Origin of the sequence: Rubrilithobacter danxiaensis, assembly GCF_047272945.1 — a bacterium.
In the GTDB taxonomy this organism is placed as follows: Bacteria; Bacteroidota; Bacteroidia; order Sphingobacteriales; family Sphingobacteriaceae; genus Rubrolithibacter; species Rubrolithibacter danxiaensis.
Map to the genome: position 1 here is coordinate 108,934 of NZ_JBKOPS010000004.1, position 23,062 is coordinate 131,995.

Here is a 23,062-nt window from a genome sequence, read left to right on the forward strand (position 1 = left end):
CCTAAGGCCGGTAAGACTTAGTATCCCCTCTTTCTACGACTGTAAAACCACTAAGTTCAGTTTAACTCCATAAAATGTTTTGAAAATGCAAGTAATTCTGCCTCTCCAAAACGTTTCCCCAAAAACTGTATTCCTAACGGTAAGTTTTCTGAATTATTGCCTGTGGGAAGTGAGATTGCCGGAATACCTGCCAGGGAAGCCTGTACCGTAAAGATATCCGCAAGGTACATTGTTACGGGATCGTCCAGTTTTTCGCCGATTTTAAATGCCGGGCCGGGCGTTGTAGGCATCAATATAAAATCGTGATTATTCAGGATCTCATCCATTTTATCACGTATCAGGCGGCGAACTTTCTGTGCTTTTGCATAATAAGCATCGTAGTAACCTGCACTTAAAACAAAGGTGCCCAACATAATTCGCCGTTTTACTTCTTCTCCAAAACCTTCTGACCGTGATTTTTTATAGGTTGACTCTAAGTCGTACGCGTTGGGACTTTGGTAACCAAAATGCACGCCATCATAACGAGCCAGATTGGATGAAGCTTCTGCGGTTGTTAAGATATAATAAGCAGGAATTACATAATCAAGATACGGGAACGAAATAGGTTCAACCAAATGCCCGGCATCTTTCAATTGTTGAATGGCCTTTTCGGTTGCAGCTTTTACTTCCGGATCAAGCCCGTCGGCAGTCAATGCTTCAGGAAGATAAGCGATCCTTTTTGTTCCGGTATGTTCCAGGTTCTGCGTGTAAGAAACTACAGGCGCAGTGGAAACGGTACTGTCATATTCGTCTGCTCCAGCTATTACTTCAAGCAGTAAAGCTGCATCTTCAATAGAATTTGTAATTGGCCCCACCTGATCAAACGAGGAGGCGTAAGCTATAATTCCATACCTGGAAACACGACCATAGGTTGGTTTTAAACCTATAACCCCACAGAAAGAAGCAGGCTGTCTGACCGATCCTCCGGTATCCGTTCCTAAAGCTGCCATACACAAGCCAGCCTGCACAGCTACAGCAGAGCCTCCCGATGACCCGCCGGAAACACGGTCCGTATCAGCAAAATTCTTTACAGGGCCATGGTAAGAAGTTTCATTTGATCCTCCCATGGCAAATTCATCACAGTTCAGCCTTCCTATTATTATGGCATCTTCTGCAAGCAAGCGCTCTACAACAGTAGATGAGTAAATAGACTTATATCCTTCTAATATTTTTGAGCAGGCAGAAACTCCGTGATCGCGGTAGCAAATATTATCCTTAATACCGATAACCATTCCGGCCAGTTTTCCGCCCGTGCCTTTGTTTATTTTTTCATGAACTTCTTCAGCTCTAACCTTAGCCTCTTCTGCATAAACTTCCACAAATGCATTCAAGTCTTTATGCACGTCTATCTGCTGAAGATAATCTGCAACAATTTCAGGTAATGTAAATTTACCTTCTTTAATCTGAGATTGTATTTCTTTTAAAGATGAATACGGTTCCATGCCCGAAAGTAGGAATTTCTTTTAAATGACACTGTACGGAAAGCAAACTTGCCGCATTTTAAACAATATGTTTTCAAAAATAGTAGAACAAAAATGCCTCATGTTATTCCAACACGAGGCACTTATATTATTAATTATATAATTATTTTAACGTCTTTTCAAATCGTCCTCAGTATCAACAGGTGGTTCACCGTTCTGAGCGTTTTTAAATTCTTTAACACCTTTTCCTAGTCCACGCATCAATTCAGGAATTTTGCGCCCTCCGAATAACAGCAAAATAGCCACTATGATCAGGATGATTTCAGGGCCGCCTAAGCCAGCCAGTAAGATTGTAGTTGTCATATTAATAAGTTTTATGCCTGGTTTACCTCAGACGAATTAGTTTTTTCAGTAGTTGAATTTAAATCTGCAGTAGCTGAACTTTCAGTACTAGTTGAATTTACATCTGTTGTGCTGCCGCTTACGTTCGAAGTTGAATTTACATTCAAATCGTCCTGAACAGCATTAATGTTGCGATGGATTTCCCGTTTCACACCATCAGATGCATCTTTAAATTCTCGAATGCCCTGTCCTAACCCACGAGCCAACTGCGGAAGCTTGTTTCCGCCAAACAACAAAAGAACAGCGAACAGAATTAACAGCAGTTCCGGAGTTCCAATGTTCATAAACAATAACATTGAAGTTTGCATTATCAATTGATTTAATGAAGTTTACAAATATACGTAATTTTAATCCACTTAGATTTTAACAAATTTGATTTTCTTTAATTCGCAAGCCAGCCTTCGGGGTTCATCGGGAGTGCTCCTTTACGAACTTCAAAGTGCAGTTGTGTGGTGCCATCCGAAGCATCCGTTAACACTGTTCCGATGGTTTGTTTTACAGATACTTTTTGCCCCCTTGACACGCTTACTGATTTTAAATTAGAATAAACGGTAAAATACTCGCCATGTCTGATTAAAACGGCATACATGCCTCCAATATTTTGCACCGTACTCACATCGCCTGAAAATACTGCTCTTACTGCAGCTCCTTCAGCTGTTTTAATATCTACACCATTGTTTTCTACTGTAACATTTACACCATAACCGTGGTTTCCAAATCCCTCCACAATTGTTCCAACTGCAACCGGCCAGGGCAGGCGCCCACGATTACTTAAAAAGTCAGAAGATAATTTGGCTGCTTCAGGTGTAGCAGCCAGAATGCTTGACCCTCTTGCAAGCGGCTTGGCAGTAGGCGCATCGCGATTTTCGGCTTTTGCTTTAGCAGCAGCTTCCCTTGCTTCCTCTTCAGCTTTACGGCGGGCTTCAGCAATTTCACGTTCGATAGCATTTTGTATTGCCCGGTTTAAACGCTTTGATTCCTTTTGTTTCTGGGTAAGCTCCTGCTTTAACTGCCTTTCCTGTTTGCTAAGCGAAGTAAGCACTTTCGCCTGGTTGTTCTTCTCATTCCCAAGAGTTGCCTTTTCTTTCTCCTGATCTTGCAAAAGGCTGCTTTTCTCCCTTTTATTCTTATCGAGCTCTACGATTTTTATCCCCAGTTCTTTTTGAGTTTCCTGGATATACCGGGCTTGTTTCTTTCGGTATTCACCAAACTGCTGCAAATACTTTAAGCGTTTATAGGCCTGATTAAAATCCTTCGCAGCGAAAATAAACATCAGCTTACTGTAGGCACTCTGGTTGCGAAAAGCAAAAAGAACCATGCCTGCATATTCTTTCTTCAACTTAATCAGTTGCGACTGAAGTGAATGAACGGTATTCGTATTTTCAGAAATCTGATTATCCAGCAGCCGTACTTCCGAATTAATTGTTCTTATTTTTTCTTCCCGCAAGCGGATCTGGGCGTTTAAAGCATTAATTTGCTTTAATGATAATCTTTTACTGCTGGATGTTTTATTCAGGCTGCTCCTCAACAATTCAATCTCACGCGTTAAAGCCTCTTTTCTTCTCTTCAATTCGGCGCTGCTTTGACCAAAAGCTTGTCCGCAAAGAAAAATAAAGCCAAGAAAAACCAGAATTTTAGTAAATCTCATCTAACAAATCTATTTATTTAATCGATGACGGAAAATCTTTTTGGAACACTGAACGGAAAATCCAGGGTTTCATTAATAGAAACCTGGTTGTAATGTAGCAGAAGTGCTACATTTTTAGAAGCTGCAATTGATTTGATATCAACAGAAAAAGGCATCGCCTGATCTGAAACCGCATTAAAATCAGAATATCGAACATTTAACTCCTGTTTTGACTCCGCATCTTTCAATAAAGTTCCTATAACTTTAGTTGCCGCATTAAAATTAACGGCATAGGTCAGGCTTTTAGTTTCGCCAGACAAGGAGGGATTTTGCGCATTATTAAAATTAAGTATAGAATTATCTGAAATAAACTCAGGCGGGCAATTTCCTACCAGGAGAGACTGTAAAGTTTTAAAATTAATTTCCCTGTTTGCGTACCGGTAAATATAACTGAAGGGCTTACGTATATAGGTTCCTTCGATACGGTTCAGAATCTTTAAGCTGTCAGGAGTAATTAACGCACGGGCCACCTCGATACCAGCTATAGCTGTAACAGAAACCCATATCTTTTCATCTTTTTGTATACGGATGTTCATTGTGACATCGTTATCCTTATTATCAATTGAAAAGTTAGTTTTGGCCTTAACAGACAGCGTTTTAAAATTCAATTGTTTTGCTGCAATATCCCTTAAAATAGCTTCTTTAGAACCGGTTCTATTAACAGTTTTTTTTACCGGTTCAGTTACCGCCTGCTTCCGGGTTTTACAAGCTGTAAAAGCCACGAGCAGCACCGGGATGATCCATAATTTATTCAGAATAGTTCTTCTCATTAATCTTTTTCTCTAATTGCTTCGATTTCAACCCTTTATCGCGGGCTTTCTTCCACTGCTCCAGTGCTTTTCCCTGTTCGCCGTTGTGAAATAAAATATCTCCATAATGTTCGAGCTTCACCGCACTGCCTTTCTTATCATTATTGATCGCTTTTTCTATCCAAAGTTTAGCCTCTTTATACTTTTTTTGTTTAAAAAGTATCCAGGCGTAGGTATCTTCAAAAGAAGCGTTTCCCGGATCCAATTCATTGGAGCGAAGTGACATTTTTTCTGCCTTATCCAGATTGCTTCCTCTTAACGATAAATAATACGCATAATTGTTAAGGGCGTACGCATTATCTTCATCTATTTGTAAAGCTTTTTCGTAGGCCTGATCTGATTCCTCGTTCCTTTTTAAGCCAGAATAAGCATCGCCAAGGCTTGAATAAATTTGCGCCAACGCTTCTTTATTTTCTGTTTCGAGTTTTTCTGCATTTTTAAGATGGGTTATAGCTATCTCAAACTCGTTTTTTTGAAGATAGCCCAAGCCTGTTAAAAGATAGAGTTGGGCCTGGTTTGGAAATAATGAAAGCGCTTCTTCTCCATCTTTTATCACTGAATCCACCTCACCCAGATTGATTTCTATCCTGATTAGCTGTTCCCATATCAAATACACCTGATTATTCAGTTTCAATGCATTTTTATAGGCATTACGGGCTTCGGATAGCTTATTTTGCTGAAACAGCACATCTCCGTATAGTGAAAATGCTTTTGGGTCCCCCGGATGTGCTTTAACTATTAATACTGCTAATTCTTCTGCTTCGTTCCTTCTTGCAGGATTAGAGAACTGCGGGAAATACGATAAAACAATTTTCACTTTGGTATCGATACTTAGGGCAGGATTGCCAAAAGCATCTTTGAGCTCGGCAGAAGCTTCCGCCTCCCTACCCAGGTTACGGTACACATCGGCCAGCGAAATACGGGTAAAAGGATTATCCGGATCCAGGGATTTTGCCTGCTGCAGGATTGTTAAGGCATTCGCCGGTTTTTTGGCATCCAGATATAAATCAGACAGCAGGAGATAATTCCTGATATCTGCAGGATTGCTTTTTATCTGGTGTTCGATCTCTTCGATCACTTTATCGGTTTTCCCCTGCTTTAAGAACACACGTTGTTTTAAGGAACTCAACTCCTGGCTGTAGCCAAATCTCTTTTCGACGATTTCGTACAGTTTAGCTGCATCATTTACCTTATTTTGTAATAACAATACATTAGCTTTATCAAAATAATAGGCAGTTTTTTGAGGATCAATTCTGATAAGATCTGTAAATACCAATTCGAGCGATGGCCAATTGCCGGTTTTTTTATAAATATCTGCAAGAAGCAGCCAATACCATTCGTTATCTGAATCTACGGTTACTGCTTCACGGGCAAAATGCTCGGCTTCGCTCTCATCATTCTGATTGTGGTACAGGTTGCCAAGCTCAAACAGGGAAGCTCCGTTACCCGGGTCTATTTCTATTACCCGCCGGAAATATTCGCCGGCAAGTTGAAAGTTTTGAATTGATTTTGCTTTTAGCCCTTCAAAAAAATAGTTTTTAATTACTGCACTGTCCGAAGCCGTTAACATTCGGCCTGTAACTATTACAAATTGTTTGTTTGTTTTCTGTTGTGAGAAAGCAAAGCAAGGAACAAAAAGTAACGCTGTTAGTAATTGCCTTGTATTCATTATCAAACACCCGTATGGCCATAGCCCCCGGCTCCTCTTTCTGTTTCAGTTAACAACTCTACTTCCTCCCACAAAATCTGCTCGTGCTTTGCAATAATCATTTGAGCAATGCGGTCGCCGTTGCTGATTTCAAAATCTTTATCAGAAAAATTTATTAAAAGGATTTTAATTTCCCCTCTGTAATCAGCATCAATGGTGCCGGGAGAATTTAAAACAGTAATACCATGTTTTAACGCAAGGCCGCTTCTTGGCCGTATCTGAGCTTCATAGCCAACAGGAAGTTCTATAAACAAGCCGGTGGGAATTAAAAGCCGCTGCATGGGAGCAAGCACTACGGTTCCGTCAGGTAAAAATGCCCGCAGATCCATTCCGGCAGAAGCTTCTGTCTCATACAAAGGCAATTGATTATCAGACCGGTTTATAATTCTTACATTCATTTTTTTCCCAATATTAATTTTAATTCTTTCCGTTCAGCAAATAATATCCCTGCTATATACAACAGAAGCACCAGGTTTCCCGCAATCAGATTTCTGTTAAAAATATTAAAAATTAATACTACCAGCAGGATAGCGCTTAGTAAATACGCAAGATTTTTACTTAAGTTATAAGGAATAGGATAATTTTTCTGCCCGAGTATATACGACAAAACCATCATGATTGCGTAAGCAATCAGTGAGATCCATGCTGCTGCCATATAGCTGTACTTTGGGATAAAAATAAGGTTTAAAACAATGGTAACAAGTGCGCCAATTCCGGAAATGTATAAACCAAAGCGGGTTTGATCTGATAATTTGTACCAGATAGAAAGATTCATGTAAATACCTAAACTAACATAGCCGAAAAGAAGTACAGGAACTACATTTAACCCTAACCAATATACCTCCTGTTGCACAGGATTACTGCGGGAGCCGATAAAATATTTAAGGATTTCTATGTTTGCTACCAGTCCAACAAAAATCACAGAAACTATTATCACAAAATAATTCATGATACGGGCGTATATTTCTCCTGCATTTTTATTTTTCGCCTGACTGAAAAAGTAAGGTTCGGCACCTAAACGAAATGCCTGAACAAAAATATTCAGAAATATGGCAAGCTTGGCACATGCCCCATAAATACCTACTTCCTGCTCACTAACTTCAGGAGGAAGAAGATGCCCCATAAATATTTTATCGATATTTTCATTGATTATAAATGAAATATTGGCAATAAGAACAGGAAAGCTGTACAAAAACATTTCCTGTACTAACTTAATATCCAGGCTTAATCTTAATTCAAGTAATTCGGGCAATAAGAAGATTAAAGTGATAATGCTGGCAATCAGGTTTGAAATAAAAACATAGCCAATCCAGCCCTGCTTATACCATCCTTCAAAAAATGCCGCACCAAATCCATTAGTTTTAATCACTGCGGGTATAACAAAAAGGAAAAAAAGATTCAGGCCTATGAAGCTTAGAATATTAATGAGTTTTAATAAGCCGTACCGGAAGGGGCGGCCGTCAGCACGAACTTTGGCAAACGGAATTACGGCAAGCGCATCTGCAATTAAAATATAAATAAAATACTTTACATAGCTGACATAGTCAGATACATTAGCACTCTCCCCCTGCATCCATGCGGCAATATCATCTACAAAAAAGAAAGTAAACAAAAAGAAAACGGCGGCAGCAGCTGCAACTGTAATAAACGTATTGGAATAAACTTTCTCCTTATCTTCCTCGTGTTTATTAAGAAATCTAAAAAAGGTAGTTTCCATACCAAAAGCCAGGACAGCATTAAGAATAGATGCCCAGCTATACATCTTCGTAAATATTCCATACACTCCGGCAGGAAAAACAGAAGTATAAAATGGGGTTAGAATAAAATTAAGCAGCCTGGAAAAAATGGTACTTAATCCGTATACCGCGGTTTGACCCGCAAACTTTTTAAGGGTTGACAATTTTAGCGAGCAGGTTTTTGATTACCACAAAATATTTTTCTTAATCACCTCAAAATTACGATAGTTTTTCAGTTCGCCGGCGCTGGTGTCTACTTTTTCAACTTTCGCTTTTTCGGGCCCTTCGTTGCACCATTCCAGGAAAGAATCCATTGAAAAATCATCGCCTTCTGCTTCAATATAAACAGATCCATCCGATTGATTTTTTACAAACCCCTTTACGCCAAGCTGGTCGGCCACTGCTTTTGTTGAAGCTCTGAAAAAAACTCCCTGCACTTTTCCGTATACGGTTATATTAAGATGTTTCATTTTAAATTTATGCTACAAATCTAATCAGATTAAAAAAACGGCTTAAATAATACGTTTTACTGCTGATTGCTTTGTAAGTTTCAAACCGTCTACAGCCGTAATAAGGTTTATTCCCGGTGTTTTTCCTGCCTCAAAACTGCCAAAATGCTTTTCAATATTCAAAAATTTTGCGCCGTTTAATGTAGCCCATGCAATAGTATCTGTTAGTTTTAAAGAAGGAAAATTATCATGAAGTGTTTTCAGTTCAGATAAAATACAAAGTCCGGAATTAGAAGCCAGGCTATCAGTTCCGAGCATTATATTAAAATCTTTAAAAAGAAACAGATCAATTTTGGGCAGACGTTTTTCTATGTAAAGATTAGCATTGGGACAAAAACACCAGTTTATATTTTTCGCAGACCGCCTCACAAAGTAAATATCCTTTAAACTGGTGTAAATATTATGTACCATCATTGCAGGCACCTTTTCTGAAAACAGCGGAAGAATACTTTGTATCGAATTTCTGGCCTGGGGCTTAAAGAAGTCAATATTTATCTGAAGATCACGGTAGAAATCTAAGAACCGGCCTGTTTTGTACCGGTAAAACTTATTTTCTTCTTCTGTTTCCTGGTTATGAATACTGATAAAATCCCCTTCCTGCAAGCAGTACGAATTTATAGCACGAAGCAGATCTTTACACACAGAATAGGTAGCATGGGGAGTTAGGGAAGATTTAAGAGGTGAAAACTCATCTTTAAGCTGCAAACCCTTTTGAAAAACCGCCTCATAATTCTGTGGCGAGAATCCGATAAGTTCAATAAAAGTATGATAATAAATTTTGCTTTGTTCCTTAATATTCCTCGATACTGCAGTATTTGAAATATCGCCTACGGCTACAATTCCATTCGCCCACATTTCTCTATCCGCTTCTTCCATAGCTGCCTCCATATTTTCCGGCGCAGCACTTCTGGATTTCAAAACATTCCCGACAAAGGAGATAAGACCTTCGCCACCGGGTATCTTACCATGAAGGTGAGATAGTTCCAGATGGCAATGAGAATTTACAAAGCCGGGAACCAGAATACCTTCAAACTGTTCTACCTGCTCAGGCTCAATATTAATTGCATCTTTCTGATACAGTCCGATTATTTTTCCATCATCCCCTGTGGCTATTATTCCATCTTTAACAGGATCTCCGGCTACTGGTAGTATGTAATCTGCAGTATAAAATTTCATTTAATATTCCTGCCTACCTGACTTGACAAGCTGAGGGCAAAAATCAGGCTAATAACACAAAAAAATAAAAGTAATTTATTTTTTTGATTTCTATGACAGGAAGGGTGTTTTTTATAGGTAAATTTGCAGTGTGAATCAGGCAGTTGACAGAAAAAATATCAGAAACTTAACATTAGAAGAGATTAAGGCTCTTCTTTTAAACTTAGGAGAACAACCGTTCAGGGCGAAACAAATCTTCGAATGGCTTTGGAGTAAATCCGCGACAAACTTTGATGAAATGAGTAATTTATCAAAGGCGTTACGCGATAAGCTCGCTACTTATTTTACTATTAACCCTGTTTCTATTCATAACTCGCAGTTCAGTGCAGACCGCACAATAAAAAACACGTTCAGGTTATACGATGGGAATATTATTGAAGGCGTTTTAATTCCTACTCCCGAGCGTATGACCGCTTGTGTAAGTTCGCAGGTAGGCTGCAGCTTAACCTGCAAATTTTGCGCTACCGGCTACATGGACAGGAAGAGGAACCTTGAACCCGGAGAGATCTACGACCAGGTTGTTTTGATCAATAAACAGGCACAAGAAAACTATGGGATACCACTGACCAATATTGTTTATATGGGAATGGGCGAACCGTTGTTGAATTATGCCAATGTTTTAAAATCTATTGACAGGATTACGGCTGAAGACGGACTAAACATGGCGTCCAAGCGGATTACTGTTTCTACCGCCGGTATTGCCAAAATGATTAAAAAACTGGGCAATGACCAGGTAAAATTCAACCTGGCACTTTCACTTCATGCCGCCAATGATAAAAAGCGAAATGAAATTATGCCTATTAACGAACAAAATTCATTGAAATCATTGGCCGAGGCATTGAAATACTATTTTTCCAAAACCAAAAATCCGGTTACCTACGAATATATTATCTTTAATAATTTCAATGATTCTATACAGGATGCTATGGAACTAGCCCGGTTTTGCAGGCATGTTCCATGCAAAGTGAATATCATTGAGTATAATCCTATCTCGTTTGCTTCTTTTGAAAATGCAGAAGAGGACAAAACGGAGGCCTTTGCAAACTATCTGAGAAAGCAGGGTATTACAACAAATGTCCGGCGCAGCCGTGGAAAAGATATTGACGCGGCCTGTGGACAACTTGCAGTTAAAGAAAAACAGGCATAATTATTCTTTAATAAATATTTCCTGTAAATTGAAGAATGAATTTGATTTACAGTTATCTGGAGGATTTTTTTTCGCTCATCTTTCCTGAGATCTGTTGTGCATGCCATACAAACCTGTTTAAAAACGAACAGCTAATTTGTACCGGCTGCCTTTATGACCTGCCATATACAAATTTCCATCTCGACCCCGAAAATGTTGCTGCCCGACAGCTTTATGGCCGGATTCCTTTCCTTGCCGTTAGTGCCTGCCTTGATTTCAGAAAAGGATCTAAGGTGCAGAATCTGATGCACGAATTCAAATACAACAGCAAACCGGAAATAGGAATTAAACTGGGAGAGTTATACGGAAACAGTCTGAAAGAGGTAAACGCTTTTAAAAATGCAGATTTGATAATTCCCGTTCCGCTGCATCCGGCAAAATTCAAAAAAAGAGGCTACAACCAGAGCGATTGTTTCGCAAAAGGCCTTTCTACCGCCCTGGGTATCCCTTACAGTACAAATCTGCTCCAAAGAAATCTGAATACAGCTACTCAAACCCAAAAATCAAGATTTGCAAGATATGAAAACATGAAGCATGTTTTTTCAGTAAAAGAACCGCTGCAAATTGAACACAAGCACATTATTTTGGTAGACGATGTATTAACCACCGGAGCTACTATTGAGGCCTGTGCTTTGGAGTTATTAAAGGCTTCGGGGGTAAAACTTAGTATTGCTACTATAGCTTACGCGAATTAATTAAAAATTAATCTCCTGATCTTTAATTAGTTAAGCATTTTTTAACTTTTTTTAACAATTACATACAACAATATATAATTTTTGATGTTTATAATTGTAAGTAATTGAGAGCGTTAATTTGAAAGAGCGTTAGCCCCAAGCTAACAGCTCTTTCTTTTTTAATACCTGTTGTTATCGAAGGTATTGGATTACGACTTATAAAGCGGATGGTTCTCCGTTAACTCCTCTACTTTTTTACGAACCTTTTTTAATCCCGCTTCATTTTCCGGATCGTTAATTACAGCATCAATCAAATCTACAATCTTTTCCATGTGTTTCTCTTTAAAGCCACGAGTAGTAACTGCAGCAGTACCAACACGAATACCTGAAGTTACAAACGGAGAACGGTCATCGAAAGGAACCATATTTTTGTTAACGGTAATATCGGCTTTGCCTAAGGCTTCTTCGGCAACTTTACCACTTATGTTTTTATTCCGAAGATCTATCAGCATTAAATGGTTATCTGTTCCACCCGAAATAATTTTATAGTTCCGTTCAACAAAAGCCTGCGCCATCACCGCAGCATTTTTCTTAACCTGAAGAATATATTTCATGTAATCTTCACTCAGAGCTTCTCCAAATGCTACTGCTTTAGCTGCAATAATATGCTCCAATGGACCACCCTGCGTTCCTGGGAATACGGCCATATCTAACAAAGATGACATCATCCTGATTTCACCTTTAGGAGTTTTTAACCCGAATGGATTTTCAAAATCCTTGCCCAGCATGATCATTCCACCTCGTGGCCCACGTAACGTTTTATGAGTAGTAGTAGTAACAACATGGCAATGAGGAAGCGGATCGTCCAACAAGCCACGGGCTATTAAACCGGCAGGGTGAGAAATATCAGCGACAACCAAAGCCCCGATTTGATCGGCAACAGACCGGATGAACTTATAATCCCACTCTCTCGAATAGGCTGATGCTCCGCAAATAATCACCTTTGGTTTTTCTGCCAAAGCAGTTGCTTCCAGTTGTTTATAATCAATAAGGCCAGTTTCACGATCTACACCATAAAATAAAGGTGTGTACAGCTTACCCGAAAAATTTACCGGAGAACCGTGAGTAAGGTGCCCACCGTGAGAAAGATCAAAACCTAAAATTTTATCGCCAGGCTGTAAAAGCGCTAAAAAAACAGCAGCATTTGCCTGCGCTCCTGAATGTGGCTGAACGTTTACCCAGGCTGCATTAAATAATTCTTTAGCTCTCTGAATAGCGATATTTTCAATCTCATCCACTACTTCGCATCCTCCGTAATACCGTTTTCCGGGCAAGCCTTCTGCATACTTATTAGTAAGTACAGATCCTGATGCTTCCATTACCTGTTTACTTACAAAATTTTCCGATGCAATGAGCTCAAGCCCTGTTTCCTGTCTTTCCAGTTCTTCTTCAATCAGGCTAAAAATAAGTTTGTCTTTCTTCATTTGTGCTAAAAGATTATTGGCGGCAAAAATACTATTATTTTGCTTTTTCTAAGGCTAAATAGTTACTATACTTTTGATTATCATTTACCTGCTATCCAAAAGTTATTGTAGCCCAAACCTACCTGGATAGAGATTAACTGCTGTTGCAGCATTTCTAAAAGAGCAAGGAAATTATAAACGAAATGAACTTTATTTTCAGAATTTTTAAGAAGCTGCGAAAAGTCGAGTTTCTTGTTTATTTCGAGAAGGCCGCCGATCAGTTTTTTTTGTTGTTCGATGGTATATGGATATTGTACTACGGTATGAGTAACCTGATTACTTCGCTGGCCATGTTTAGCCATTGCTCTCTCATAAACAAGCATCAGCTTATACAGTCCGAAAGATGATAATTCTTCGCCAGGTTCTACAGTTTCTGCTATACATTGCAGGTCGTACAGAATATTGCCTCTTCTTTCCTGTTTAAACCGTTCTCCTTCCAGCAAACGCAGCTGCTCCGACACTTCTTTAAACTTCTTATACTCAAAAAGCTTTTGAATCAGATCCTTTTTAAGATCAATCTCGTTTCCATTCTCATCCAGGTCGGGCCTTGGAAGCAATGTTTTTGCCTTGATACGCATTAAGGTAGCAGCAACAAAAATAAATTCGCTTGCCAGTTCAATATTTAATGAATTTAACTGCTGGATATAGTCGAGAAAATCGTCGGTAATTTTAGCTATTGAAATTTCATGAATTTCCAGTTCATCCCGTTCAATGAAAAATAAAAGCAAATCAAAAGGCCCTTCAAACTGTGGAAGTTTTATCTCAAAAGTTTCCTGTTTCATCACACTTCATCAAAAATAAACAATTATTCATTTCATCCTTTATTAAAGAAAAAGTAATTAACTGTTAATTTTCGGTGGTATCTGTTAATTGAAATCTGTTACTTTGTAAAGAATTTAGCATACCTGTAAAATATGGAAGTTAAGGCGGGCGAACTACTGGAGCAGATCAACTATCCATCTGACTTAAAGAAATTTAAGGAAAAGGATCTTGAGAAAATCTGCCAGGAACTTCGTCAATATATCATTGATGTTGTTTCAGTTAATGGCGGACATTTTGCTGCCAGCCTCGGTGTTGTTGAACTTACGGTAGCTCTTCATTATGTTTTAAATACACCTTATGACCAATTGGTATGGGATGTAGGACATCAGGCTTATGGCCATAAAATAATAACAGGAAGAAGATCGGTATTTCACACAAACCGATTATATGAAGGAATAAGTGGCTTTCCTAAGCGTAACGAAAGCGAATACGATACTTTTGGCGTAGGCCATTCTTCCACTTCCATTTCTGCTGCCCTGGGTATGGCGGTAGCTTCGCAGTATAAAGGTGAAACCGACCGGCAGCATGTAGCCGTAATTGGTGACGGAGCGATGACTGCAGGAATGGCTTTTGAAGCATTAAACCACGCCGGCATTGAAAATTCTAATCTGTTAGTGATTCTGAATGACAATTGCATGTCGATTGATCCGAATGTAGGTGCCCTTAAGGATTATCTCACAGCTATTACTACTTCTAAACAATACAATCGCTTTCGTGACGACATTGCACATGTTCTGGCTAAAATATCTGAATTAGGCCCGAATGCGTTAGACATTGTAAAAAAGATAGAAAAAAGCATTAAAGGAACTCTTTTAAAAAGAAGCAATTTTTTTGAAGCTCTTAAATTCAGGTACTTCGGCCCTATTGACGGGCATGACGTAAAACATCTGGTAAAGGTTTTAAAGGATCTGAAAGAGATTCCGGGGCCGAAATTACTTCATTGCGTAACTGTAAAAGGAAAAGGGTTTGCGTTAGCAGAGAAGGATCAAACAAAATGGCATGCCCCGGGACTATTTGACAAGATTACCGGAGAGATAAAAAAGACGGTTTCTGATAAACCGCAACCTCCTAAATACCAGGATGTTTTTGGTAATACTATTGTTGAGCTTGCTGAAAAAAATCCGAAAATTATGGGTATTACACCGGCAATGCCCAGTGGTAGTTCGCTGAATATCATGATGAAAGCTTTGCCGAACCGGGCTTTTGATGTGGGAATTGCTGAACAGCATGCGGTTACTTTTTCTGCCGGATTAGCTACCCAGGGATTAATTCCTTTTTGCAATATTTATTCGAGTTTTATGCAACGAGCATATGACCAGGTAATTCATGATGTTGCCATACAAAAGCTGAATGTAGTTTTTTGTCTGGATCGGGCAGGAATTGCAGGAGCGGATGGCGCCACTCATCACGGTGCTTACGACTTAGCTTATATGCGCTGCATTCCAAACATGACGGTTTCTGCACCTATGAACGAAGAGGAATTAAGAAACCTGATGTACACAGCGCAGCAGGATGATATGGGCCCTTTTTCTATCCGCTACCCAAGAGGACAAGGAGTTATGGCCGACTGGAGAAGACCGATGAAGGCAATTCCGGTGGGGAAAGGGCGAAAAATTTGCGATGGAGAAGAAATTGCCATACTAAGCATCGGACATATTGGCAATGAAGTTATTAAAGCCTGTATTGAACTTAATTCAGAAGGCATATTTCCGGCACATTATGACCTTCGTTTTGTAAAACCTTTGGACGAAGAATTACTTCATGAAGTGTTTACAAAGTTTAAAAAGGTACTTACAGTAGAAGACGGATGCCTGCAGGGCGGTACGGGAAGTGCTGTTATAGAATTTATGTCAGATCATAATTATACCGCTGCTATAAAACGGTTGGGTATTCCCGATCGGTTTGTAGAACATGGAGAACAACCCGAACTCTGGGCTGAATGTGGAGTTGATGTGGCAGGAATAATAAAATCTGTTCATGAAATGGTAGTAGGCAGAACTACCCATACATTAGCCAGCTAATAAAAGACTCATTTAAAAATCCTGGTAAATACTTCTGAAAGAACTTCTCAATCCAAAAGTGATCCAGGAAGTTTTATTCTCCCTTAAAGAGTTTGTTTCCGCACGTAATATGCCTCCTAATTCTATTCTAAGATTATACTTCGGATTGAGAAGATAGGATACTGTTCCCTGAGCGTAAGAAAAATCTGTTTTCAATCCCTCTCCGATAAAATTTCCGGTTCTTATTGTTGCATCAGTATAGGGTTTAAAGATATTTTTCCCATAATGATCTGTTGGTTCTGTATCCATACCGTAAAGGGCAAAATTAAACTGTCCCTGAAAACCAAACCTTCGATAAGAATAATTAAGAATACCAAGCACTTCGCGAAAATTAGCTCCCATAGAATGCGCCAGAGGTTCATTGTAGTTAGCATAATTAATGATCCGTGCGCGTGAGGTATAGGTATAAGGAGTAGCCGTATTAAACTCAAACAAATAATTTAGCCTCTCTACTTTAAACAAATCCGCTCCTCTCAAACCCAATTGAAGACCCCATTTATTTCTGTAGCTGCCTGTTCCTCCAAACAAGCTTTTTGCTTCAAATTCATCTAAAAAAAACTGTCCGTAAATAGCAGTTTTATTAAATAACTCGTATTTAGCAGTCAGACCGATTGCTGCATTATCAGGTGAGCCACTTGTAAATTCTAAGGGGCGAAGAAAAATTATAGGGTTAGCATAACTCAGGTCAAACCCTCTCCGGTTGCCAAGGCTATCCTTTTGAGCCCAGATAATTGCATCGAAGAAACCGAGGGATAATCGATTGTTCACGTTCCAGTCTAAGTAATGAAAAACGCCTCCCTTTTTCCTGTATCCTGAATCGTAAGAAAATTGCGGAGAACCGGGGTCCTGCATAGCAGCCCACATAGCCATGTACTGTACATTTCCAAGATTAGCCGTTAGCCTCAGGAAAGGATAATTGGAGGCAAAATCGGAAAGCAGCATGGAGCGATAACCATCGCCGATAAACGTTTTTTCCTGCCCGATGCTGACATTCAGGTATTTGTTTGGCGTGTAAGAAACAACCGCAGTAACATACGACCAGTCTTTTACTTTGCCTTTAGGTTTCCTGTCTGTTGCCTGCCCAAAAACTACATGCGTTGAATCCACATATTCCTGATAGTAACGTGCAAACTCTGCCTGATTCTCGAAGGCGCTTGTATAAAAAGAAAACTTCTTCCCTACAGTTCCTCCCGCCTGAAAGCCCCTGGTATTTATCCAGGTATTTTTATTATTATAAGAGTCTGTGCCGATCTGAAAATCCGGAAGAAAGTCAACATAAGCGGTATAATCCTCTTTTTTAACATCAATAAGGTGCTTGTTGAAGAGCGTTCTCATCACCCATCCTTTTCTGGAAGTATCAACGCCGTAATTTAAAATAGAATCTGCTTTACGGGCAATAACACTGTCATCGAGAAAATACGGCCTTAAAGCACTATGAAAACGGGTATTTTTATTATAAACATCCGCATCCAGCTTCTGATAAAACTGATAGGAATAAGGAAAAACCTGGCTGGGGGTTTGGGCGTGAGCGGTTATTGCAAAAATCAAAAAAACAGGCAGAAACCTGAGAGTACGGAAATTCATAATCTGAATAATGTGAACAAAGATTATAAAAAGCCTTGTAAAATTGAGAAAGAGATTAAAATATTTAAAATCGATTGATGTTAAAAACTCAGATAAAATTTAACTTTGCCGGATATTAAAAATACTTTGAGAGACTTAGTTAAGAGATTTTACACAAAATTAAAGCGAGAAACCTTCTTTTCAAATTTTCTTAATTTAAGTACAATCCAGCTTTCAAATGCATTATTACTGATTATAATTTATCCTGTTTTAACCCGCATTGTTGGGCTTGAAGTTTTCGGGTTAACAATGGTGGCAAATACTTTTGCAGGGTTAGTGGGAATTATAGTAAACTATGGAACGAATCAATCTGGAATTATAGATATTACTTCTAATAAAACTAATAAGCCGGAATTATCAAAAGCTTTTTTTAATGTTTTAGCCGTTCGTCTTGCCTTGTTTGCGGCTTTCTTAATTATTTTTATAGCAGCTGGTTTTCTTGAAATTTCCAATTATTCATTTTATATACTTTCTATTCCGCTTATTATTGCAGAAGTAATAAATCCATTATTTTTTTTTGTAGGCATAGAAAAATTATTCACTTATAATTTATATAATCTTTTATCAAAAATAATTTCGCTGATTACAATAATCCTTTTTGTAAAAGGTCCCCCAGAAGCTCCATGGATTAATTTTTATATAGGTACGATAAGTATCTGTGCCTATCTCAGTCTGATAATATTAAATATTACCCGATCCACCCTTTTTATAACTCTCCCTCGAAAATCCGAATTTGTTGCTCTGTTAAAAAATAATTCTTTTTTACTGATTAATAATGTTTCCGTTCACCTGCAGCAATCGGTAATGGTTTTTGTAATGGCAAAATGGGGGCAGCCAACATGGCTTGGCGCTTATACGCTTTGTGACAAGATTATATGGTCTTCCCGAATTTTCATAATTTCAATATCTAATGCTATTTATCCCAAAGCTATACAGATTTATAACCACAGTGTAGAAGAATGGGAACTGTACAGAGAGAAAATGAAGAAATACTTAGGATTGATTTTTTTTTTAGGATCAGTAATCTTGTCTTTTTCAGCTTCTTTTTGCGTTTGGCTTATTGTAGGAGAATCAAATAATACCGCAGTTAGTTTCCTCAGAGTTATGGCCTTTGCACCCACAGTTGCGGCTTTAAACTCCTTAAATGTCCTTGATCTCCTATTGAAGAATAATAATAAAACTATTTCAAATATTGCACTTGCATTATTAACTCTTGCGGTAGTTTCAGCAGTTGCATTAGTAAAGGGGCCAGTAAATTTAATAGGTGCTTATTCTGTTATCGTTGAATTTGGCGCATTAATGATGTATCAGTACTTCATTAAAAAATCAGCATTTAAATGAACAAGCCTGTTTGTATTATACTTCTTAACTGGAATGGGCTAGAGGATACCTTGAATTGCATTTATTCGATTAAAACTCATTGCAGAACTAATATTTATGATATAATAGTTGCCGATAACGGCTCTACTGACCATTCGCTTTACATTTTAAAAGAACAATTTCCTGAATTTATCTTTATAGATAATAAAACTAATATTGGATTTGCCGCCGGAAATAATAAAGCTCTAAAATATAGCATTACACATGGTTACTCATATTCTCTTCTTTTAAATAACGACACCATTATTGAAGAGGATATTATTTCTCCCCTGCTGTCTTATTTGGAAGGCAAGCATGCTATCGCCGCGGTGCAACCCCTGATTTATTTTTTAAACGATCGAAACAAGATATGGAACGGAGGGTCCTATTTCAATAAATTTTTAGGCCTAGCAACTACTAACCTCTCCAGATCGATTAAAAAGATTGAAGCGACTAATGTCGACTGGGTAACAGGATGCTGTTTTTTAGTAAGAAATGAAGCGTTAATTAAAAGTGGATTATTTAACGAACGTTTCTTTCTGTATCATGAGGATGTAGACTTATCATTCAGACTACGTTTAGAAGGCTTCCAGCTCCATTTTATCCCCTGGGTAAAATTATACCATAAAGCAGGAGCATCGGGCAAGAAAAACAGCAAGAAGAAAGAAGGTCCGGTAGCCCCCATTATCCATTACTTTAATACTCGCAATCACATTTGGATATTAAGGCGCTATATCAACCCGATATACTTTATATTTGCATTACCTTATCAGATAGTATATTATTGTTCTGTTCTCTTTTATTTCTTAGTAAGAAGAAGATTGAAAAAAGCGCACTATTTAATGAAAGGAATCAAAGATGGAGTCCTGACCCCTCGTGAGCAAATATGGAAAACCGATAATTGGGAGCTTACCGGAATCAGTAATAAATAGTATATGTTTATTTTTCCTTTAGTTTATTGTTCCTCCTTTATTTATGCACTTAAAGAATTAATCAAGAACAATAAGCAGGGCGTTCTTTTATTCCTCATCTTCGGTTTACCGATTTATACAACAACGCTTTCTGTTTCGTTCGCTTTAGGATTAGGAGACACAGTTAAATTCTTTCAGTCTTTTAAAGAACTAATAATACTTGCACTGTTAGGGCTATCCCTTTGGAAGCTGAGAACCAAGCCTTCTTTTATTTTAATAGATTATATTTTTCTGGCCTATTTTTTTTACACTCTGCTTTATGCCATTTTACCAATTGGAGAATATGTTTTAACAGAACGACTGATCGCATTTAAAAGCACTTCTTTTTTTGTTTTAGTTTATTTCTCGGGCCGCTTTTTTGATATTAACGAGATTAATATCAGTAAGTATTTTCATTACATTCTGCTTTTAGCAATTGCTGCCGCTGTTTTAGTGGTTTATGAATGGACAACTCAGCAGCATTTCCAAACTCTTACAGGCTATTCCGATTACAATTACTATTTCTTTAACCAGGAACCATCCGGGAATTATAATTTAACATGGACATTTGAGACCCAGACTGGACTAAAACGTTTTGCGAGTTTTTTTTCAGACCCGTTGGAACATTCAGCATCTACTCTCTTTGCATTTTCTGTACTTGCAGCCTTATATACCAGAGATGATAATAAACTCACATTTGATTCATTTGGCACAATCGCATTTCTTGCTACTATATTATCTATTTTTCTTGCGCTATCGCGAGCAGCATTAGTTAGCTATTTTATTATTATCTATGTGTATGGTATTATTACAAAAAAGAAGTACATACTTCACACATTTCATCTTTTATTTTTAATGGTTCTTATTTACTTTCTTTTTTTGTTAAAGAATAGGGATATATACGATTTTGTTATTGACAGCATTACTTTCCAGAATGCGTCCAGTATTGGGCATGTTTTAGAATGGATAGCTGGAATTGAAGCGATGATAAGCAATCCCTTGGGACTAGGAATGGGAAGTTCAGGAAAGGTTTCAGGATCACTTGGTCTAAATATTGGAGGGGAAAACCAATTCATAATTATTGGAGTACAAGCGGGTATCATTGCACTTTTATTCTATCTTCTGATACATCTGATATTAATTTCTAAATCCAAAAAATGGATAAGTTTTCTTGAAGGAAAAGAAAGAAAAGTAGCAATTGCACTATTTTTATTTAAAATAGGCTCTATCATCTCTCTATTAACTACCAATTTAGAATCTTACATTTATATAAGTTATATGAGTTGGTTTCTTTCAGGCCTATTTGTAAATGTAATTTCAAAAAAAGCCTCCAATTGAAACTATAAACCGCAATGTTCATTTAACAGCTGTATGGCTTATTACCAACATTTACTTTATATTTGCGACCATTTCAGGGGTTGATGTTGAAACAACTAAGAATAGGAATAGATATAAGAGATTTAAAAATTGCGAAGACTGGTGCCAAAACCTTTCTTGAGGAAATATATCTTGAACTAAAAAACTCATCATCGGCAGAATATAAATTTTTCTTCTTTCAAACCTCTTTACCAGTTTACACTGGTAGAAACATCTTTCTTAAACTTATTGAACAAATACGTTTTCTTCTTTGGAAACAGATAACATTACCTGTTAAGGCATGGAGTAAAAAGTGCGATGTTTTATTTTGTACAGATTATTTTGTTCCATATTTAAGATTAGGTTACAAAACAATTCCCGTTTTTCATGATGCCTTTTTTTGGGAATATCCTGAACATTATAACAAATACTGGCTTTTAACATTCCGGTTTTTAGGGGTAAAGGCGGCCCAAAAATCTCCTTTTATTATAACCCCCACCTATTACGCTAAGCAAAGACTTTTATCATTTATTAATGTAAATCCCGAGAAAATAAAAGTAATTCCTGAAGCTCCTAAAACTCTAAATTGCACAGCACAGGGCGTTCTCCCAATTCAGGAAAAGCTTCGAACAGGTAACTATATTCTTCATATAGGAACTTTTGAAAAACGCAAAAATCTGGCTCGCCTAATTGAAGCCTTTTATCTATTAAGAAAAGAAGGATATTCGGATTACTCTCTTATTTTAGGAGGGCAATATAGTCCTAAAAGTGACATGGACGACAGTGCAAATGTTATAAGTATTGTAAAAAAATATAATCTTGAAGATTATGTGCTGTTACCAGGGTATATTCTCGATAATGAATTAGCCCTTTTTTACAAAAATGCCTCTCTATATGTCTTTCCTTCTCTTAATGAAGGTTTCGGTCTACCAATATTGGAAGCATTTCAGCAGCAAACGCCTGTTATTATTGCAGACAACACATGTTTACCTGAAGTCGGCGGGAATGCTGTTATTTCATTTGATCCTTATAATCCCCAAGACATTATGGATAAAATGAAAAAGGTGATTTCTGACCCAATTACGAAGGCTGATTTAATAGCAAAAGGGAACGAAAGGCTGAAAGAATTCAGCTGGAGAAAAACCTGCAAACAATTATTGACAATTTTCGCCAACGCACACCTTAGAAAATAACCGACCTGTTAGTTATTTTTTATAAAATCCACTTATTTTCAATTAATAATATTGTAGTATAATTGCACTTTCCTTCGGAATAGTAAAAAGGTATATGGATTTTAAGGGTAAAGAAAAAGGTTATAAACAATTTATTAGTTCCAGATTTTCTTCCGAATGGTCCAAAGCTAATATTATTATAACTTTACTCAGACTGCTCCCTTATATTTTACGGGGAACTATTCAACGGTTTTTTTTTGCTTCATCTAAAGGCCTTGTCATGATTGGAAAGGGTGTATCAATCCGGTATGCAAGTCATTTATCTGCAGGAAGAGATTTTATTATTGAAGATTATGCAGAAGTTAATTGCCTGGCTTCAAAGAAGATTCTAATTGGAAACAGGGTAACTATAGGAAAATTTGCTGTTATTCGTCCTGGCAATATATATGGGGGCGTTATTGGAGAAGGTCTTAAAATTGGAAACAATTCTAATATAGGACCTTATTCATATATTGGATGTTCAGGCTATATAGAGATAGGAGATAATGTAATGATGGCACCCCGGGTTAGCATTTATGCTGAGAACCATATCTTTGAAAATACAGAAAGTACTATAAAAAGTCAGGGAGTAGTTAAGAAATTCGTTAGAATTGAGGATGACTGTTGGATTGCTGCAAATTCGGTGATTGTTGCTGGTGTTACAATTGGCAAGGGTTCGGTAATAGCTGCGGGCAGTGTGGTAACTCGAGATGTTCCACCTTATTCAGTAGTGGCTGGAGTGCCGGCAGTTGTCGTCAAAAATAGAAAATGA

Annotated in this window: 21 protein-coding genes; 8 read left to right on the top strand and 13 right to left on the bottom strand. The window is 37.8% G+C overall.

Translation table 11 applies throughout. The annotated features are described in order from the left end of the window. Positions 1-56: 56 nt before the first annotated feature. The 10 genes from gatA to ACLCDL_RS06315 form a co-directional block, all read right to left on the bottom strand. Positions 57-1,481, bottom strand: coding sequence for an Asp-tRNA(Asn)/Glu-tRNA(Gln) amidotransferase subunit GatA (gatA, locus tag ACLCDL_RS06270; RefSeq protein ID WP_423147423.1), 1,425 nt, complete (start codon positions 1,479-1,481; stop codon positions 57-59). 147 nt (positions 1,482-1,628) lie between these two features. Then, the gene (gene tatA / locus ACLCDL_RS06275) at positions 1,629-1,823 is read right to left on the bottom strand and encodes a twin-arginine translocase TatA/TatE family subunit (protein WP_423147424.1); all 195 of its coding nucleotides are present in this window, start codon (positions 1,821-1,823) and stop codon (positions 1,629-1,631) included. An 11-nt stretch (positions 1,824-1,834) separates the two neighbouring features. After that, positions 1,835-2,146 (bottom strand): Sec-independent protein translocase subunit TatA/TatB, encoded by a 312-nt coding sequence (locus ACLCDL_RS06280; RefSeq protein ID WP_423147425.1) that lies wholly within the window; start codon positions 2,144-2,146, stop codon positions 1,835-1,837. 98 nt (positions 2,147-2,244) lie between these two features. Next, on the bottom strand, positions 2,245-3,510 hold the full coding sequence (locus tag ACLCDL_RS06285) for a murein hydrolase activator EnvC family protein (RefSeq protein WP_423147426.1): 1,266 nt from the start codon (positions 3,508-3,510) through the stop codon (positions 2,245-2,247). Between the two features lie 17 nt (positions 3,511-3,527). After that, positions 3,528-4,319, bottom strand: a complete 792-nt coding sequence (gene lolB1 / locus ACLCDL_RS06290) for a lipoprotein insertase outer membrane protein LolB1 (RefSeq protein ID WP_423147427.1) — start codon at positions 4,317-4,319, stop codon at positions 3,528-3,530. Further along, complete coding sequence (locus ACLCDL_RS06295; protein WP_423147428.1) at positions 4,297-5,928, bottom strand: tetratricopeptide repeat protein; 1,632 nt, start codon at positions 5,926-5,928, stop codon at positions 4,297-4,299. The genes lolB1 and ACLCDL_RS06295 overlap by 23 nt, the downstream gene beginning before the upstream one ends. Before the next feature lie 101 nt (positions 5,929-6,029). Further along, positions 6,030-6,464 (bottom strand): dUTP diphosphatase, encoded by a 435-nt coding sequence (dut, locus tag ACLCDL_RS06300; RefSeq protein WP_423147429.1) that lies wholly within the window; start codon positions 6,462-6,464, stop codon positions 6,030-6,032. After that, positions 6,461-7,966: an oligosaccharide flippase family protein gene (locus ACLCDL_RS06305; RefSeq protein ID WP_423147430.1), complete on the bottom strand. Its 1,506-nt coding sequence runs from the start codon at positions 7,964-7,966 to the stop codon at positions 6,461-6,463. The genes dut and ACLCDL_RS06305 overlap by 4 nt, the downstream gene beginning before the upstream one ends. Before the next feature lie 21 nt (positions 7,967-7,987). Continuing rightward, on the bottom strand, positions 7,988-8,272 hold the full coding sequence (locus tag ACLCDL_RS06310) for an acylphosphatase (RefSeq protein WP_423147431.1): 285 nt from the start codon (positions 8,270-8,272) through the stop codon (positions 7,988-7,990). A 42-nt stretch (positions 8,273-8,314) separates the two neighbouring features. After that, positions 8,315-9,487 (bottom strand): amidohydrolase family protein, encoded by a 1,173-nt coding sequence (locus tag ACLCDL_RS06315; RefSeq protein ID WP_423147432.1) that lies wholly within the window; start codon positions 9,485-9,487, stop codon positions 8,315-8,317. A 157-nt stretch (positions 9,488-9,644) separates the two neighbouring features. Here ACLCDL_RS06315 and rlmN point away from each other — a divergent pair, with 157 nt between their 5' ends. Then, positions 9,645-10,673 (top strand): dual-specificity RNA methyltransferase RlmN, encoded by a 1,029-nt coding sequence (gene rlmN, locus ACLCDL_RS06320; RefSeq protein ID WP_423147630.1) that lies wholly within the window; start codon positions 9,645-9,647, stop codon positions 10,671-10,673. Between the two features lie 35 nt (positions 10,674-10,708). Then, a complete protein-coding gene (locus ACLCDL_RS06325; protein ID WP_423147433.1) occupies positions 10,709-11,407 on the top strand; it encodes a ComF family protein in 699 nt (232 codons plus the stop codon). A 188-nt stretch (positions 11,408-11,595) separates the two neighbouring features. Here ACLCDL_RS06325 and glyA read toward each other — a convergent pair whose 3' ends face one another. Both glyA and ACLCDL_RS06335 read right to left on the bottom strand, forming a co-directional pair. Then, positions 11,596-12,870 (bottom strand): serine hydroxymethyltransferase, encoded by a 1,275-nt coding sequence (glyA, locus tag ACLCDL_RS06330; protein ID WP_423147434.1) that lies wholly within the window; start codon positions 12,868-12,870, stop codon positions 11,596-11,598. 80 nt (positions 12,871-12,950) lie between these two features. Beyond that, entirely contained in the window at positions 12,951-13,691 is a 741-nt protein-coding gene (locus tag ACLCDL_RS06335) for a segregation and condensation protein A (RefSeq protein WP_423147435.1), read from the bottom strand. Positions 13,692-13,823: 132 nt separating this feature from the next. Here ACLCDL_RS06335 and dxs point away from each other — a divergent pair, with 132 nt between their 5' ends. Next, a complete protein-coding gene (gene dxs, locus ACLCDL_RS06340) occupies positions 13,824-15,752 on the top strand; it encodes a 1-deoxy-D-xylulose-5-phosphate synthase (protein WP_423147436.1) in 1,929 nt (642 codons plus the stop codon). Between the two features lie 12 nt (positions 15,753-15,764). On the opposite strand, the gene ACLCDL_RS06345 is transcribed toward dxs, so the two are convergent. Beyond that, on the bottom strand, positions 15,765-17,375 hold the full coding sequence (locus ACLCDL_RS06345) for a gliding motility protein RemB (RefSeq protein ID WP_423147437.1): 1,611 nt from the start codon (positions 17,373-17,375) through the stop codon (positions 15,765-15,767). A 126-nt stretch (positions 17,376-17,501) separates the two neighbouring features. On the opposite strand from ACLCDL_RS06345, the gene ACLCDL_RS06350 reads away from it, so the two are divergent. From ACLCDL_RS06350 to ACLCDL_RS06370, 5 genes are all read left to right on the top strand, one after another. Beyond that, positions 17,502-18,755, top strand: a complete 1,254-nt coding sequence (locus ACLCDL_RS06350) for an oligosaccharide flippase family protein (protein ID WP_423147438.1) — start codon at positions 17,502-17,504, stop codon at positions 18,753-18,755. After that, positions 18,752-19,705 (top strand): glycosyltransferase family 2 protein, encoded by a 954-nt coding sequence (locus tag ACLCDL_RS06355; RefSeq protein ID WP_423147439.1) that lies wholly within the window; start codon positions 18,752-18,754, stop codon positions 19,703-19,705. Before ACLCDL_RS06350 ends, ACLCDL_RS06355 begins: the two co-directional genes overlap by 4 nt. 3 nt (positions 19,706-19,708) lie before the next feature. Then, positions 19,709-21,061: an O-antigen ligase family protein gene (locus ACLCDL_RS06360; protein ID WP_423147440.1), complete on the top strand. Its 1,353-nt coding sequence runs from the start codon at positions 19,709-19,711 to the stop codon at positions 21,059-21,061. A gap of 83 nt (positions 21,062-21,144) precedes the next feature. Beyond that, positions 21,145-22,272 carry a glycosyltransferase family 4 protein gene (locus ACLCDL_RS06365; protein WP_423147441.1) on the top strand — a complete coding sequence of 376 codons (1,128 nt, stop codon included), beginning with the start codon at positions 21,145-21,147 and terminating at the stop codon, positions 22,270-22,272. Positions 22,273-22,366: 94 nt separating this feature from the next. Continuing rightward, positions 22,367-23,062 carry a DapH/DapD/GlmU-related protein gene (locus ACLCDL_RS06370; RefSeq protein ID WP_423147442.1) on the top strand — a complete coding sequence of 232 codons (696 nt, stop codon included), beginning with the start codon at positions 22,367-22,369 and terminating at the stop codon, positions 23,060-23,062.

Excerpts from the sequence above, each read along its gene's own strand:
- glyA (WP_423147434.1), bottom strand. The coding sequence starts at position 12,870 with ATGAAGAAAGACAAACTTATTTTTAGCCTGATTGAAGAAGAACTGGAA.
- ACLCDL_RS06295 (WP_423147428.1), bottom strand. The coding sequence starts at position 5,928 with ATGTTAACGGCTTCGGACAGTGCAGTAATTAAAAACTATTTTTTTGAA.
- ACLCDL_RS06285 (WP_423147426.1), bottom strand. The coding sequence starts at position 3,510 with ATGAGATTTACTAAAATTCTGGTTTTTCTTGGCTTTATTTTTCTTTGC.
- ACLCDL_RS06370 (WP_423147442.1), top strand. The coding sequence starts at position 22,367 with ATGGATTTTAAGGGTAAAGAAAAAGGTTATAAACAATTTATTAGTTCC.
- ACLCDL_RS06310 (WP_423147431.1), bottom strand. The coding sequence starts at position 8,272 with ATGAAACATCTTAATATAACCGTATACGGAAAAGTGCAGGGAGTTTTT.
- ACLCDL_RS06280 (WP_423147425.1), bottom strand. The coding sequence starts at position 2,146 with ATGAACATTGGAACTCCGGAACTGCTGTTAATTCTGTTCGCTGTTCTT.
- lolB1 (WP_423147427.1), bottom strand. The coding sequence starts at position 4,319 with ATGAGAAGAACTATTCTGAATAAATTATGGATCATCCCGGTGCTGCTC.
- ACLCDL_RS06355 (WP_423147439.1), top strand. The coding sequence starts at position 18,752 with ATGAACAAGCCTGTTTGTATTATACTTCTTAACTGGAATGGGCTAGAG.
- tatA (WP_423147424.1), bottom strand. The coding sequence starts at position 1,823 with ATGACAACTACAATCTTACTGGCTGGCTTAGGCGGCCCTGAAATCATC.
- ACLCDL_RS06365 (WP_423147441.1), top strand. The coding sequence starts at position 21,145 with ATGTTGAAACAACTAAGAATAGGAATAGATATAAGAGATTTAAAAATT.
- ACLCDL_RS06325 (WP_423147433.1), top strand. The coding sequence starts at position 10,709 with ATGAATTTGATTTACAGTTATCTGGAGGATTTTTTTTCGCTCATCTTT.
- dut (WP_423147429.1), bottom strand. The coding sequence starts at position 6,464 with ATGAATGTAAGAATTATAAACCGGTCTGATAATCAATTGCCTTTGTAT.
- ACLCDL_RS06315 (WP_423147432.1), bottom strand. The coding sequence starts at position 9,487 with ATGAAATTTTATACTGCAGATTACATACTACCAGTAGCCGGAGATCCT.
- ACLCDL_RS06345 (WP_423147437.1), bottom strand. The coding sequence starts at position 17,375 with ATGAATTTCCGTACTCTCAGGTTTCTGCCTGTTTTTTTGATTTTTGCA.
- ACLCDL_RS06360 (WP_423147440.1), top strand. The coding sequence starts at position 19,709 with ATGTTTATTTTTCCTTTAGTTTATTGTTCCTCCTTTATTTATGCACTT.
- dxs (WP_423147436.1), top strand. The coding sequence starts at position 13,824 with ATGGAAGTTAAGGCGGGCGAACTACTGGAGCAGATCAACTATCCATCT.
- gatA (WP_423147423.1), bottom strand. The coding sequence starts at position 1,481 with ATGGAACCGTATTCATCTTTAAAAGAAATACAATCTCAGATTAAAGAA.
- ACLCDL_RS06335 (WP_423147435.1), bottom strand. The coding sequence starts at position 13,691 with ATGAAACAGGAAACTTTTGAGATAAAACTTCCACAGTTTGAAGGGCCT.